Raw genomic sequence first — 13,627 nt, forward strand, 5'->3', positions numbered from 1 at the left:
CTCATTTCGGCCCCGTCGACGATGGGGGCTTCCGGCACCCGTCAGCGGCAGCTGAAGCTCGCCGCATCCTCCAGGCTGCCGCTGCCGTTGTATGTGGCGACCTGCGGATAGGGGCACAGCGGACGGGTGCGCCCCGGCCAGGGGGTGGCGGCGCCAGCCCGGGCGACGATGCGATCGGGCGCGATGCCGCGCTCGACCCAGTCGGCCAGCGGCGTCAGGGCGTCGTAGATGTCGGTCGCCGGACCGCCCGAGGCCGAGCAGTGGTTCATGCCCGGCACCAGGAAGAGCCGCGCGAAATCGCGCGCCGCCGCGTCGCCGCCATTCGCCGCCGCGACCTTCTGGTAGTAGTCGATGGAGTCGTTGGCCGAGAAGATCGGATCGCTGGTGCCATGGACGATCAGCATCTTGCCGCCGCGCTGCCTGAAGGCGCCGACATCGGTCGAGGTGGTGTTGTAGATCGCGGCGTAGGCGTCCATGCGGGCCGGGTCGGTGTCGAAATCGAAGCCGCGGATGTCGAAATCCGGCACGGGCGGCGTGAAGAACTCCTTGGGCATGGCATCCGTGGCGATGAGCGAGTAGTTGCGCGCGTTGGGCGTGGCCGTGGTGGAGGTGCCCAGCCGCCAGTTGCGCCAGTCGGCGCCCCGGATGCCGCTGTCCCAGGGCCAGCTGGCATAGAGCGACCGGCCGGCCGAATCCTTGGGACCGGCGAAGTCCTTCCTCAGTGCCGCGACCTGGCCGGCCGACAGGCAGGTGTCGGTCTTGGCGCCGCTGCACTGCAGCACCGAGGGATCGAAGCCGCAGGCCGCCGGATTGACGCCGACGATGCCATCGGCGGCGCCATCGAGGGCATCGCACCGGCGGACCACGGCATCGGCCACCAGCGTCAGGTCCTGGCTAGAGAGCGCGCGGCTCAGGATGCGCCGGCCGGCGCCGTCGACCGGCGCGATGGCGTCGTAGGTGAGCACGCTCCAGGTCGATGCCACCGAGGCTTCCTTGGCCACCTTGATGGCCGGCGCGTTCGCCGCCACGCCGTCGAAGTGGGCCGGGAATCGCTGCGGGAACAGCAGGGCCTGGCGCCCGCCGCCGGAGCAGCCGACGAAGTACGAGCGGTCCGGCGGCCGTCCGTAGGCCTGGCCGATCAGGTCCTTGGCGGCCACCGTCACCTTGTCGTAGGCGGCATAGGCGTGGTCGACGCGGGCCTGCGGATCGAGGCCGAAGCTGGCATCGGTGACCTGGTGCCCGGCATCGGTCGTGACGACCGCATAGCCCTTGGCGAGCGCGCTGGTCTGCAGCGCGGCCGACGAGGCATCGTTGCCGGCCAGCGCGCCGATCGCCAGCCGCACCACGCCGTCGTTGCCGCCGCCGCCCTGGAAGGCGAAGCGCCCGTTCCAGCTCCTGGGCAGACGCAACTCGAAACCGATGTGGTAGGACTTGCCGTCGACGCCGATGCGCGGGCTCATGCGGCCCTGCACCACGCAATGGGCCGGCAGCGCGACGCCATTGACGACCGTACCCGCCGCCACCGTGGTGCTGGTGAGCGTGGCATCGGCCAGGCGGGCGCCGGCCAGCGCCTCGCATTCGCCCACGAGGCTGGAGGTGGTCGGCAGCGCGGCCGGACGTGGCGCGTCGTCGCCACCGCCGCCGCAGGCGCCGAGCGCGGCGGCGAGCAGGACGGCCGCCGGGACCCGTCCGGCCGTCGACGCCGACAGGCGCACGAGAGGATGTCGCCGATGGGCGAGGGACGGATCGGGCAGGTGGATCGGGTGCGGGAAATGTTGCGAGGGCATGGGTCGGTCTCCGGAGCCAGGTCGGCTGTCGTTCGTTCTTTCGCTCGGTGGGTGCACGCGGCACGTCATCGACGTTACGGCCCGGGCCCGGCGACCGGGGTCATCCCAGAAGATGACAACCCGCCACGCCGGTGTCGTCCTCTGGGATGACACCCGGGCTGCCCGGCTGACGCAGACTCGGACCCGTCCACGCCCGACGCCGACAACGATTCCAGGAGACCCCACAGATGCTGCGCCGAAACCTGCTCGCCCTGACCCTCGCCACCGGCCTGCCGCTGGCGGCGCTCGCCCAGCCGGGCCCCTACCCCGACCGCCAGGTGCGCCTGATCGTCGGCTTCCCGGCCGGCACCGGACCGGATGTCGTCGCCCGCACCGTCGGCCTCAAGCTCGGCGAGTTGCTCAGGCAGCCGGTGGTGGTCGACAACCGCGCCGGCGCCGGCGGCCAGATCGGCGCGCAGGCCGTGGCCAAGGGCGCGCCGGATGGCTACACCCTGCTGCTGGGCGAGGTGGGTTCGATCAGCATCGCCCCGGCGTCCTATACCAAGCTGGCCTACGACCCGGCGCGCGAGCTGGCGGTGGTGGCGGAGCTGGTGCGCTCGGACTTCATCCTGGTGGTGCCGCCGAACTCGCCGCATCGCAGCGTCAAGGAGCTCGTGGCCGGCGCCCAGGCCAGGGGCGAGCGCCTGAACTTCGGCACCTTCGGCGCCGGCACGCCGGGGCACTTCGGCGCCGAGGTGTTCGCCAGCGAGGCCGGCCTGAAGATCGAGCCGGTCCACTACCGGGCCACCGGCGATGCCATCACCGCGCTGGTCGCCGGCGACGTGCAGGCCGCCTTCGTGACCACCGCGCTGGCGGCGCCGCAGATCAAGGGCGGCAAGCTGCGCGCCCTGGCGACCACCGGCGCCACCCGCTCGGCCCTGCTGCCCGAGGTCGCGACCATGGCCGAGGCCGGTTTCCCGAAGGTCGATTTCTCGGCCTGGTTCGCCCTCTTCGCGCCGGCCGGCACGCCCGCCGCCACGCTCGACACGTTGAATCAGGCCGCCACCGCCAGCCTGCAGGCGCCGGAGGTGCGCCGGGTGCTGCAGGAGGCCGGCTTCGCGCTCGCCGGCGGCAGCCGCGCCGAGGCCGAGCGGATGGTCAGGAGCGAGGCGACGCGCTGGGCCGGCGTGGTGAAGGCGACCGGCTTCAAGGCCGACTGACCGACGGCGGCGTCACGAACAGGGCGAACAGCTCGCTCTTGAAGTGGATGTCGAGCCGGTCGAAGGCGCGGGCGCGATAGGTCTTGACCGTGCACACGCTCAGGCCCATGTCGGCGGCGATGCCGTCGTAGGTGACGCCACCGAGCAGGCGCTCCAGGACGTCGAGCTCGCGCTCGGTCAAGGCCGGGCAGCGCGCGCGCAGGATGGCGCGCGGCCCGGCCGCCGGTGCCGGCGGATGGGTCCATTCGACATGCCGCGCCACGGCGGCGATGAGGGTCGAGGCGATGGCGCCGAAGCGCGCGGCCAGGGCGCCGCCGGGGCAGCGCGCGGCATCGTGGCTGTAGGCATTGACCGCCAGCAGCGAGCCATCGGGCTCGGCGCGGGCGACCGAGACGCGCTCGACCATGCCATGGCGACGATAGATGGCATCGCGGTGCTCGGCGTTGGGCGCCTCGTCGGCGCGCATCTGCAGCATCACGGCGCGGCCGGCGACGCCATCGCGCCGCACCGCCTCGAAGCTGGAATCGCGCAGGTAGAGCTGGCGGTCGCGATAGATCGAGAAGCAGTCGCCGGTGACATCGGCGACGCCATGGCTGGCCGACAGATGCATCACGGGCGGCCGGTCGCGCCAGAGCCGGTAGACGGCCCACGAGCCGATGCCCAGCGCGGGCGACAGGCTGGCCAGCGCGCGGGTCGCGAACTGCGCGCTGCCCATGGCGTCGACGACGCCGGCCATCGCGTCCAGGGTCGCGTGCGTGCCGGAGCGATCGGCGGGCTCCAGGCCCCAGGAATTCATGCGTGTGTCTCCAGGCGCGCGCCGGCGCTCTTCGGATTCGAGCTTAAGCCGGCGGCGGCGGGCCACGGCTAGGCGCTTACCCTGAAGCGGGCCGGGCCGGGCCGGGCCGGGTCAGGTCAGCCGGTAGACGTCCAGCAGGACCCGGCTGGCCTCGCGCGTGCCGCGGGCGATCGCCATCGTCGCGTTCAGGTGGCGCCAGCGCTCGGCGCCGGTGGTGAAGCGGATCAGCGTGCGGAAGAAGTAGGCGTCGCCGGCCACCGCCTCGCCGCGCCCGAGTCGCGCCATCACCTCGGCCGGGCCGTGGCGCAGGCCGCGGCTGTCGACCTCGACCAGCGCATCGTCGTCCAGCCGCAGTACGTAGTGGGCCTCGATCTCCAGCACGCCATCGGCGCGGTTGAGCTGCCAGTCGACGCCGCCCTCGACCAGCCGGCCGTTGAGCTCGGGTCCGCGCACGCTGCCGCCGGCGAGCGGCACGTAGCGGCGCTCGCCGCACGGCGCCGGCCCCAGGCTCACCAGCGCGCCGACCTCGCAGACGATCCGCGTCATCGGCAGCAGCGCGGGCGGCGGCAGGGAAAAGGCGTCGGGGTCGGAGCGGTCGTTCATGGCGGTGAGAATGGCAATGGGCGGTCGATGGAAGGGACATCCACGATAAGGCGGTCCGTGCGCGCGCCGCGTCGCCCGAGAGGATGACAGCGCGACCCCTGTCAACCTCTGGGATGACATGCCGCCCCACGGGTCGAGTCACACTGCGCGCCCACATTCAAGGAGTCGAGGCATGAAGGTATTGATCGCGGGAGCCGGCATCGCCGGGCTGGTGCTGGCGCTGAAGCTGCAGCGCATGGGCGTCGAGGTCGAGGTGTTCGAGACCTCGCGCGAGATCCGCCCGCTGGGCGTGGGGATCAACCTGCTGCCGCACGCGGTGGCGGTGCTCGAGTCCATCGGCCTGCGCGACGCGGTGGCCGAACGCGCCATCGAGACCTCCTCGCTGCACTATTTCAACAAGTTCGGCCAACCGGTCTGGAGCGAGCCGCGCGGGCTCGCGGCGGGTTATCCGGTGCCGCAGTTCTCGGTCCACCGGGGCGAATTCCAGGTCCTGCTGTACCAGACCGCCCTCGAGCGCCTGGGAGCCGGCGCGATCCGCCTGGGCCACACGTTCGCCGGCTTCGCGCAGGATGCCGGCGGCGTCACCGCGACGTTCCGGCGCGAGGACGGCAGCACGGTCGAGGCGCGCGGCGACATGCTGGTGGGCGCCGACGGCATCCATTCGGCGGTGCGCAAGGCGCTCTATCCCGACGACGCGCCGACGCGCTTCGCCGGCCGCATGCTCTGGCGCGGCGTCACCGAGACCACGCCCTTCCTCGACGGCCGCACCATGTTCATGGCCGGCCATCAGGACCAGAAGTTCGTCTGCTATCCGATCTCCGAGCCATTGCGCCGCGACGGGCGCTCGCGCATCAACTGGATCGCCGAGCTGCGGGTGCCGGGCGACACGCCGCCGCGCACCGACTGGAACAAGAAGGTCGACAAGTCGGTCTTCGCGGGCGCCTTCGCCGACTGGCGCTGGGACTGGATCGACATCCCGGCGGTGATCGAGGGCGCGGCGGCGGTGTATGAATTCCCGCTGGTCGACCGCGACACCCTGCCGCGCTGGACCTTCGGCCGCGTCACGCTGATGGGCGATGCCGCCCACGCGATGTATCCGATCGGCTCCAACGGCAGCGCGCAGGCTATCGTCGATGCCGCCTACTTCGCCGAATGCCTGGGCCTGCTGCGCGACCGGCGGCTCAGTTCGATCGAGCACGCCCTGCTCGAGTACGAGGCCGATCGCCTGCCCAAGACCACCGGCATCGTGCTGCGCAACCGCCTGAACGGGCCCGAGCAGGTGATGCAGATCGCCGAGGAACGGGCGCCCGACGGCTTCGCCCGGGGGGTCGAGGACGCGATCCCGCGCGCCGAGCTGGAGGAGATCGCGGCGCGCTACAAGCGCGTGGCCGGCTTCGACGTCGAGCGGCTGCGGACGGTCTGAACGGCCGACCGGCGCCACGGACCCGGTCGCGGCGCGCCGCCGACATGTCGCCGCGCTGGCCCGACGGCGAGTTTGGGATCAGTCCGACAACCCACCACCATGTCAACTTTCGATGTACTAGGTTAAATTCTTCTCAAAACCAAACTACTGATCGAGGCGCTTCATGGACTCCCACCTGGTTACCGTCGTCGTACCCACGCACCTGCCGGAGCCGACGGCCCTGGGCAAGATCTCGCTCTCGCAGACCCTGGAGGTGCTCAAGCGCCATGTCATCACCTTCGTGGTGCCGGCCGGGCTGGACACGCGCTGGTACGAATCGTTCTGCCATGGCAAGGCCGAGATCCGCTTCGAGCGCTTCGAGTGGCAGGGCCATCGCGAATTCAGCCGGATGATGCTGAGCCCGGCGTTCTACGAGCGCTTCCTGGCCTACGACTACATGCTGATCTGCCATCTCGACGCCTTCGTCTTCCGGGACGACCTGGAAGCCTGGTGCGAGCGCGGCTACGACTACATCGGCTCGGTCATCTACGACAAGGGGTGGGAGACCGGCCTGCCGGTCTCGCCGCGCAAGAAGATGGTCAACAGCCTGCTGCGCAAGGTGAGTGGGGTCCAGCGCACCGAGTACTTCGCCAATGGCGGCTTCGCCCTCAAGCGCATCGCCAGCTTCCATCGCCTGACGCGGCGCTTCGACCACTACGTGAGGTTCTACCGGACGCTGGCGCGCGTGCGCGGGCGCGGCTTCCTGGAGGACATCTTCGTCATCCGGCACCTGCCGCGCCTGTCGCGCAGCTTCAAGCTGGCGCCACGGGCCGAGGCCGCCCGCTTCGGCGCCGAGTACGTGAACTACGACGAGTCGAAGCTGCCGTTCGCCGCCCGCGCGCAGGACAGCATGCCCTTCGGCATCCACGGCTGGATCCAGTTCCAGCCGGACTACTGGAAACCGGTGATCCGGCGCTTCGGCCACCTCATCTGATCCTGCGACGGGCGCGGCGGCGGGCCCGGCCGTCGTATCCTGCGACGATCCGGCCCCTTCCTGTCCTCGCCTCGGAATCTGCTGCTCCCCCATGACGCTCCCCTCCACGCCTCCCACCACCGCCCCGGGCACCGGCGACGCCGCCCTGTTCCCGGGCTTCTCCCGGCACCTCGTCGAGGTCGATGTCGGCGTCCGCATCGCGGCGGTGGTCGGCGGCAATGGTCCGCCGCTGCTGCTGCTGCATGGCCATCCGCAGACGCATGCCATCTGGCACCGGGTGGCGCCGGCCCTGGCGCGGCGCTTCACGCTGGTGGCCGCCGACCTGCGCGGCTATGGCGACTCCTCCAAGCCGGAAGGCACCCCCGACCACGCCAACTACTCGAAGCGGACGATGGCCGCCGACCAGGTCGCGTTGATGCGCCATCTCGACTTCGGGCGCTTCGACGTGCTGGCGCACGATCGCGGCGCGCGCGTGGCGCACCGGCTGGCGCTCGACCACGCCGAGGCGGTGCGGCGCCTGGTGCTGCTGGACATCGCGCCGACGCTCGCGATGTACGAGCAGACCGACCAGGCCTTCGCGCGCGCCTACTGGCACTGGTTCTTCCTGATCCAGCCCCATCCCCTGCCCGAACGCCTGATCGAGGCCGATCCGGCGGCCTACCTGCGCGATGTCATGGGCCGGCGCAGCGCCGGCCTGGCACCCTTCGATGCGCGCGCGCTGGCCGAGTACGGGCGCTGCCTGGCCCTGCCCGGCGCCGCGCATGGCGTCTGCGAGGACTACCGCGCCGCCGCCGGCATCGACCTGGACCACGATCGCGCCGATCGCGAGGCCGGGCGCCGCCTGCGCATGCCGCTGCTCGCGCTGTGGGGCGAACAGGGCGTGGTGCACCAGTGCTTCCGCCCGCTCGACGAATGGCGCCTGGCGGCAGAGCGGGTCGAGGGCGAGGCCCTGCCCTGCGGTCATTACATCGCCGAAGAGGCGCCCGAGGCCCTGCTCGCGCGCGTCCTGCCGTTCCTGGACCGGCCGCTCGACTGAGCCGCGCGCCGCCTCCGGACGAGGCGATCAGGCGGCCCCGTCCGGCATGGCGCGGGGCCGGCCGCGACCCACAATGACCGGCACCGCCAGGATGTTCCGGGCCCGCCCGGTCCGCCTCGCCCCGTTCCACCCCCGCGCCTCCGCGCGCAAGGAAGACCGCCATGTCCCATCACGTCTACAAGCTGCTCGAACTCACCGGCTCCTCGCCCACCAGCATCGAGGACGCGGTCCAGACCGCCCTGTCCAAGGCCAGCGAATCGGTGCGCAACATCCACTGGTTCGAGGTCGTCGAGACGCGCGGCCATGTCGAGGACGGCAAGGTCGCGCACTGGCAGGTGACGATCAAGGCCGGCTTCACGCTGGAGGATTGAGCCGAAGGCCCCGGGCTAGCCCGCTCCGCGCGGCTTCCAGAAGCCGCGCATGGCGGCCAGGCGCGAGTCGCGCTCGGTCGTGAGGTACATCGAGGTCGTGCCGACCGAGGCATGACCGAGGTTGTTCTGCACCACCTGGATCGGCACCGGGGTCTGGCCCTCGCGCCCTTGCAGGGCATGCGAGCCATGCGAGTGGCGCAGCCAGTGGGTGCTGGCGCGGCGCAACTGCTGCGCGTCGACGCCATCGAGCCCGTCGGCGGCGCGCGTCACGAAGACCTTGATCGCCTGGTACAGCCCGGAGGCCGACCAGGGCTGCGGGGCCTCCAGCACCGGATCGAAGCGCGCCAGCACCGGGATGCCCTGGTTGCCGATGGCATCGACCTGCCGATCGAAGCCATGGCGCGCCAGCTCGTCGCCCAGTTCCTCGACCAGTTCCGCCGGCACCGGCACCTGCCGGCTGCGCCCGCCCTTGCCGATCACCGACAGCAGCCAGTCGCGCGCCGTGGCGCCATCGGCCGTGCGGTACTCGACCTGCTCCAGGTCGCCGCAGGCGACACGGGTGATCTCCGCCAGCCGCAGCCCGGTGGCATACAGCCAGCGCATGCCGCGCCGCAGCCGGCGCCCGACGTCGGTGTCGTCGTGCGCCTGCAGCAGGGCATCGAGGTGGTCCCACTGCGCGAAGGTCAGGGTCCGGTTAGAACCCAGTGGCCGCTGCGGATGGGGCGGCAGCGCGACGGCCGCGAACGGATTGCCCATGACATAGCTCTGGCTCATCAGGAAGGCGTAGAGGCTGCGCAGGATGGTGATGGCCTGGCGCAGCGCGGTGGCGGTGAGCGGGCCCTCGAGCGGCCGCCACATCGACGACCAGCGCTGGCGATGGCGCGGACCGCACCAGTTCGCCGGCGGCGCGGCGAGGAAGGCGCGATAGGCCGTGGCGTCCTCCACCGACAGCGACGACATCGCCTTGCCGCGTTCCAGGATGGCCCACAGCAGCAGGCGTTCGGCCTCCTTGCGATAGGAGCGCTGGGTCGAGGACAGCGCGTCGCCGTCGAGGTCGCCGGCGCGCTTGGAGGCCAGCCAGGCGCCGATGGCCTCGTGGTCGTTGCCGGCCATCAGCAGGCACTTGTCGTGCGGGGCGCGGTACTTGCCCTGACTGCCGTCGAGCGCGGCCGGCAGCACGAACTTCTCGTACGGGACGATCGACGTCGCTGCCGGCACCACCGCCGCCAGCGCCGCCGGGCTGAGCCGCCGGCGCTGCTGCCCGACGTGCGCGCCCACCCGCAGGCCCAGCACCTCCTCGTTGGCATGCAGCCAGTCCAGGATGCGGGCCGCCTTGAGCTCGCCCACGCCCGGCACCTGCACCCACCAGCGCGCGCCGATGCCATTGATGCGCTCGACCAGCGCGAACAGCGTCGGCACGCCGGCGCGCTCCAGCCGGGCGGCCAGCGACGGGTTGAGCCAGGCGCCCACGCCGTCGCCCGGGCGCGGGTCCTGCGCGACCAGGTCCTGCAGCCAGCGCAATGCCTCCAGCTGGCGCTCGATCACGCGCGCGCGGCGCGACGGTGCCGAGCCGCCCCGGCGGACGGCGCCACCCGCCGCAGCGTCCGGCCCGGCGTCGGCGGGCCGCTGGGCGGCGGGCGATGGATGGGCCGCCTCGTAGGCCGCGATCTGCTCGGCCGCCGGGAAATCCTCCAGCCCCCGCTCGCTGGCGAAGTCCTCCAGGCTGGGCAGGGCCGCCGGCAGGCCGAAGCGGTCGGCATCCAGCAGGATCAGGCGCGCGGTGCCGGGCTTCTGCTCGCGCCGGGCCGCGGCGGCGAACTCGTCGCGGATCCAGGCGATGGTGCGGCGCACGTTGCGCAGGTCGGTGTGCTCGCCCTCCAGGCGCAGGTAGCGGTTCCAGCTCTCGCGCTCGTCCAGCCCCTGGGCGAGCGCGCGCATGAAGGCGAAGTGGGCGTTGTGGAGCTTGCGCGGAGGTCTCTTCTTCATCGGTGCGAGGTCGGGCGTCGGCGGGAGGGTCCGGCCGGGCTCGGGGTCGAGCGGGGCCGCGACGCCCATTCTCGCGAACTTGGCGGCCGGCCGCCTCAGGCCGCGGCGTCGGCCACCGTCGCGCGGGGCGGTACGGCCAGTTCCGCGCGCAGCTGCCTGGCCGCCGCCACCATGTGCGCCAGCGCGGCCTCGGTCTCGGGCCAGCCGCGCGTCTTCAGGCCGCAGTCCGGGTTGACCCACAGCCGCTCCGCCGGCACCACCGCCGCGGCCTTGCGCATCAGCCGCACCATCTCCTCGACCGGCGGCACGCGCGGCGAGTGGATGTCGTAGACGCCCGGGCCGATCTCGTTCGGATAGGCGAAGTCGCCGAAGCCGCGCAGCAGCGCCATGTCCGAGCGGCTGGTCTCGATGGTGATCACGTCGGCGTCCATGGAGGCGATCTCCGGCAGGATGTCGTTGAACTCCGAATAGCACATGTGGGTGTGGATCTGCGTCGCGTCGCCGACCCCGCTGGCGCTGATGCGGAAGGCGCGCGTGGCGCCCTCGAGATAGTCGCGCCAGCCGGCGCGCCGCAGCGGCAGGCCCTCTCGGATCGCCGGCTCGTCGATCTGGATGATGCCGATGCCCGCCGCCTCCAGGTCGACCACCTCGTCGCGGATGGCCCAGGCGATCTGCTCGGTGGTGACGGCGCGCGGCTGGTCGTCGCGCACGAACGACCACTGCAGGATCGTCACCGGCCCGGTGAGCATGCCCTTCATCGGCAGCGTGGTCAGGCTCTGGGCGTAGGTGGTCCATCCGACCGTCATGGGCGCCGGCCGGGCGACGTCGCCGTAGATCACCGGCGGCTTGACGCAGCGCGAGCCATACGACTGCACCCAGCCATGGCGCGTGAAGGCGAAGCCGTCGAGCTGCTCGCCGAAGTACTCGACCATGTCGTTGCGCTCGGCCTCGCCGTGCACCAGCACGTCCAGGCCCAGGGCCTCCTGGCGGCGCACGGCGCGCTCGATCTCGGCGCGCATCGCCGCCTGGTAGCGCCCGGCATCGAGCTCGCCGCGCCGGTGGGCGGCGCGCGCGGCGCGGATGGCCAGCGTCTGCGGGAACGAGCCGATGGTGGTGGTGGGCAATGGCGGCAGCGCCAGGCGCTCGCGCTGCAGCATCCGGCGGCGCTCGAAGCCGGCGCCGCGCCGGTCGTCGCCCGCCACGCGACGCGCCAGCCGCAGGGCGACATCGGCGCGATGCACGCGCGGACTGGCGCGGCGCGCCGCCACCGCCGCGCGCGCCGTCGCCAGGGCCTCGGCCACCTCGTCGGCGGCGCCATCGAGCACGGCGCGCAGGACCCGCAGCTCGTCGAGCTTCTCCAGGGCGAAGGCCAGCCACGAGCGCACGTCGGGAGCCAGCGCCGTCTCCGCCGCCAGGCCGAAGGGCACGTGCAGCAGGGAGCACGACGGCGCCAGCCAGAGCTCGCCGCGATGCTTCTGCGCCACTGGCCGCAATCGCGCCAGGGCGGCATCGGGATCGGTGCGCCAGATGTTGCGGCCGTCGACGATGCCCACCGACAGCACCTTGTAGTTCGCCAGCCAGTCCACCACGCCCACCAGGTCGTCGGGGGCGCGCACGGCATCGACGTGCAGGCCGGCCACCGGCAACTGGCAGGCCAGGCGGATGTTGTCGGACAGCGGCGAGAAATAGGTCGCCAGCAGCAGCTTCGGCGCGCTGCGCGCGAGTTGCCAGTAGGTGCGCTCGAAGGCGTTGCGCCAGGCCGGCGGCAGGTCCAGCCCGAGGATCGGCTCGTCGATCTGCACCCATTCCACGCCCATCGACTTCAGGCGCGCCAGCACCTGCTCGTACACCGGCAGCAGGGAATCGAGCAGGGAGAAGCGGTCGAAGCCGGGCGTCTTCTCCTGGCCCAGCCACAGGAAGGTCAGCGGGCCGGTCAGCACCGCCTTCACGGGATGGCCCAGGTTCTGCGCCTGCGCCACCTCGTCGAACAGCCGCACCGAGCCGAGTCCGAAGCGGGTGTGCGCGGTGAATTCGGGGACCAGGTAGTGGTAGTTGGTGTCGAACCACTTGGTCATGGCCAGCGCGTGCGTGCCGGCAGCAGCGGGGCCATGCGCGCAATCCGCGTGGTCCTCGTGGCCGGCCTCGGCGGCCACGCCGCGCGCCATGGTGAAGTAGCGCGCCAGTTCGGGTTCGGCGGCGAAGTCGAAGCGCGCCGGCTCGCAACCCAGCAGCTGGATGTGGTTGGCCATGTGGTCGTAGAAGGCGAAGTCGCCCACCGTGACGAAATCCAGGCCGGCCGCGCGCTGGGCCTGCCAGTGCGCGGCGCGCAGATCGGCGCCGACGGCTTCGAGCGCGGCGGCGTCGAGCTCGCCGCGCCAGTGGGATTCGAGGGCGAACTTCAATTCGCGTTGGGCGCCCATGCGTGGGAAGCCGAGGGTGTGGATGCGTGTCATGCGGCGATCATCCCGTCGGCTCGTTTATTATTCAAACGAAAGATTTTGTCTTTCATCTTGAATGATTTTCATGGACTCCACGATCCTCGAAGTGCGCCATCTGCGCACCCTCGCCGCCCTGCGCGACACCGGCAGCCTGGTTCGTGCGGCGCAGCTGCTGCACCTGACGCAGTCGGCGCTGTCGCATCAGGTGAAGCTGCTGGAGGACCACTTCGGCACCGCGCTGTTCGAGCGCAAGTCGGTGCCGCCGCGCTTCAGCGTCGCCGGCCTGCGCCTGCTCGAGCTCGCCGATGCCGCGCTCCCGCTGGTCGGCGCGGCCGAGCGCGATCTGGCGCGGCTGGCGGCCGCGCGCGCCGGCCAGCTGCGCATCGTGGTCGAGTGCCACACCTGCTTCGACTGGCTGATGCCGGCCATGGATGCCTTCCGCCAGCGCTGGCCGGAGGTCGAGCTGGACATCGTCTCGGGCTTCCACCCCGATCCGATCGCGCTGGTGCTGCAGGACCGTGCCGAGGTGGCCATCGTCTCGGAGCAGGATGCCGCCGAGTCGGTCGACTACCACGCGCTGTTCCGCTTCGAGATCGTGGCGCTGCTGGCCAACGACCATCCGCTGGCCGCGCGGGCGCACCTGGTCGCATCCGACTTCGCCGACCAGACGCTCATCACCTATCCCGTGCCCGACGACATGCTGGACATCGTGCGGCAGGTGCTGCTGCCCGCCGGGATCGAGCCGGCGCACCGCCGCACGACCGAGCTGACGGTCGGCATGCTGCAGCTGGTGGCGAGCGGCCGCGGCATCGCCACCCTGCCGCTGTGGGCGGTCCAGAACTACCTCGATCGCGGCTATGTCACGGCGCGGCCGGTGGGTGGCGCCGGCCTGGCGGGCGAACTGCACATGGCCTGCACGGCGGCCACCTCGGCCCAACCCTGGCTGCGCGACTTCGTGCAGATCACGCGCGAGACCTGCATCCGCAGCCTGCCGGGCATCGACCTGCTCTGAGGA

At 71.8% G+C, this 13,627-nt stretch carries 11 protein-coding genes; 6 read left to right on the forward strand and 5 right to left on the reverse strand.

Annotation, left to right across the window (positions count from 1 at the left end; translation table 11 throughout):
- Positions 1-41 precede the first annotated feature (41 nt).
- Complete coding sequence (locus AC1MLT_RS18755) at positions 42-1,787, reverse strand: tannase/feruloyl esterase family alpha/beta hydrolase (RefSeq protein WP_481035641.1); 1,746 nt, start codon at positions 1,785-1,787, stop codon at positions 42-44.
- 227 nt (positions 1,788-2,014) lie between these two features.
- Between AC1MLT_RS18755 and AC1MLT_RS18760 the strand changes: the two genes are divergently transcribed.
- Positions 2,015-2,986, forward strand: a complete 972-nt coding sequence (locus tag AC1MLT_RS18760) for a Bug family tripartite tricarboxylate transporter substrate binding protein (RefSeq protein ID WP_481035643.1) — start codon at positions 2,015-2,017, stop codon at positions 2,984-2,986.
- Here the strand turns inward: AC1MLT_RS18760 and AC1MLT_RS18765 are convergent.
- Positions 2,973-3,782 (reverse strand): helix-turn-helix transcriptional regulator, encoded by an 810-nt coding sequence (locus AC1MLT_RS18765; RefSeq protein ID WP_481035645.1) that lies wholly within the window; start codon positions 3,780-3,782, stop codon positions 2,973-2,975. The genes AC1MLT_RS18760 and AC1MLT_RS18765 overlap by 14 nt on opposite strands.
- Positions 3,783-3,893: 111 nt before the next feature.
- The gene (locus tag AC1MLT_RS18770) at positions 3,894-4,385 is read right to left on the reverse strand and encodes a DUF3237 domain-containing protein (protein WP_481035646.1); all 492 of its coding nucleotides are present in this window, start codon (positions 4,383-4,385) and stop codon (positions 3,894-3,896) included.
- A gap of 172 nt (positions 4,386-4,557) precedes the next feature.
- Between AC1MLT_RS18770 and AC1MLT_RS18775 the strand changes: the two genes are divergently transcribed.
- The 4 genes from AC1MLT_RS18775 to AC1MLT_RS18790 all read left to right on the forward strand — a co-directional run bounded on the left by AC1MLT_RS18775 (position 4,558) and on the right by AC1MLT_RS18790 (position 8,188).
- A complete protein-coding gene (locus AC1MLT_RS18775) occupies positions 4,558-5,808 on the forward strand; it encodes a flavin-dependent oxidoreductase (protein WP_481035648.1) in 1,251 nt (416 codons plus the stop codon).
- Between the two features lie 163 nt (positions 5,809-5,971).
- Positions 5,972-6,781 carry a DUF5672 family protein gene (locus AC1MLT_RS18780; RefSeq protein WP_481035649.1) on the forward strand — a complete coding sequence of 270 codons (810 nt, stop codon included), beginning with the start codon at positions 5,972-5,974 and terminating at the stop codon, positions 6,779-6,781.
- Between the two features lie 91 nt (positions 6,782-6,872).
- Complete coding sequence (locus tag AC1MLT_RS18785; RefSeq protein ID WP_481035650.1) at positions 6,873-7,817, forward strand: alpha/beta fold hydrolase; 945 nt, start codon at positions 6,873-6,875, stop codon at positions 7,815-7,817.
- Positions 7,818-7,978: 161 nt separating this feature from the next.
- Complete coding sequence (locus tag AC1MLT_RS18790) at positions 7,979-8,188, forward strand: dodecin (RefSeq protein WP_481035652.1); 210 nt, start codon at positions 7,979-7,981, stop codon at positions 8,186-8,188.
- A 15-nt stretch (positions 8,189-8,203) separates the two neighbouring features.
- Here AC1MLT_RS18790 and AC1MLT_RS18795 read toward each other — a convergent pair whose 3' ends face one another.
- Positions 8,204-10,174: a phage integrase family protein gene (locus tag AC1MLT_RS18795; RefSeq protein ID WP_481035654.1), complete on the reverse strand. Its 1,971-nt coding sequence runs from the start codon at positions 10,172-10,174 to the stop codon at positions 8,204-8,206.
- Between the two features lie 95 nt (positions 10,175-10,269).
- A complete protein-coding gene (metE, locus tag AC1MLT_RS18800; protein WP_481035655.1) occupies positions 10,270-12,627 on the reverse strand; it encodes a 5-methyltetrahydropteroyltriglutamate--homocysteine S-methyltransferase in 2,358 nt (785 codons plus the stop codon).
- 70 nt (positions 12,628-12,697) lie between these two features.
- On the opposite strand from metE, the gene AC1MLT_RS18805 reads away from it, so the two are divergent.
- Positions 12,698-13,624, forward strand: coding sequence for a LysR family transcriptional regulator (locus tag AC1MLT_RS18805; protein WP_481035656.1), 927 nt, complete (start codon positions 12,698-12,700; stop codon positions 13,622-13,624).
- Positions 13,625-13,627: the final 3 nt, after the last annotated feature.

The organism is Variovorax sp. PEI5, from assembly GCF_056679935.1.

Coding starts and splice junctions, on each gene's coding strand:
- AC1MLT_RS18755 (WP_481035641.1), bottom strand. CDS start 1,787: ATGCCCTCGCAACATTTCCCGCACCCGATCCACCTGCCCGATCCGTCC.
- AC1MLT_RS18760 (WP_481035643.1), top strand. CDS start 2,015: ATGCTGCGCCGAAACCTGCTCGCCCTGACCCTCGCCACCGGCCTGCCG.
- AC1MLT_RS18765 (WP_481035645.1), bottom strand. CDS start 3,782: ATGAATTCCTGGGGCCTGGAGCCCGCCGATCGCTCCGGCACGCACGCG.
- AC1MLT_RS18770 (WP_481035646.1), bottom strand. CDS start 4,385: ATGAACGACCGCTCCGACCCCGACGCCTTTTCCCTGCCGCCGCCCGCG.
- AC1MLT_RS18775 (WP_481035648.1), top strand. CDS start 4,558: ATGAAGGTATTGATCGCGGGAGCCGGCATCGCCGGGCTGGTGCTGGCG.
- AC1MLT_RS18780 (WP_481035649.1), top strand. CDS start 5,972: ATGGACTCCCACCTGGTTACCGTCGTCGTACCCACGCACCTGCCGGAG.
- AC1MLT_RS18785 (WP_481035650.1), top strand. CDS start 6,873: ATGACGCTCCCCTCCACGCCTCCCACCACCGCCCCGGGCACCGGCGAC.
- AC1MLT_RS18790 (WP_481035652.1), top strand. CDS start 7,979: ATGTCCCATCACGTCTACAAGCTGCTCGAACTCACCGGCTCCTCGCCC.
- AC1MLT_RS18795 (WP_481035654.1), bottom strand. CDS start 10,174: ATGAAGAAGAGACCTCCGCGCAAGCTCCACAACGCCCACTTCGCCTTC.
- metE (WP_481035655.1), bottom strand. CDS start 12,627: ATGACACGCATCCACACCCTCGGCTTCCCACGCATGGGCGCCCAACGC.
- AC1MLT_RS18805 (WP_481035656.1), top strand. CDS start 12,698: ATGGACTCCACGATCCTCGAAGTGCGCCATCTGCGCACCCTCGCCGCC.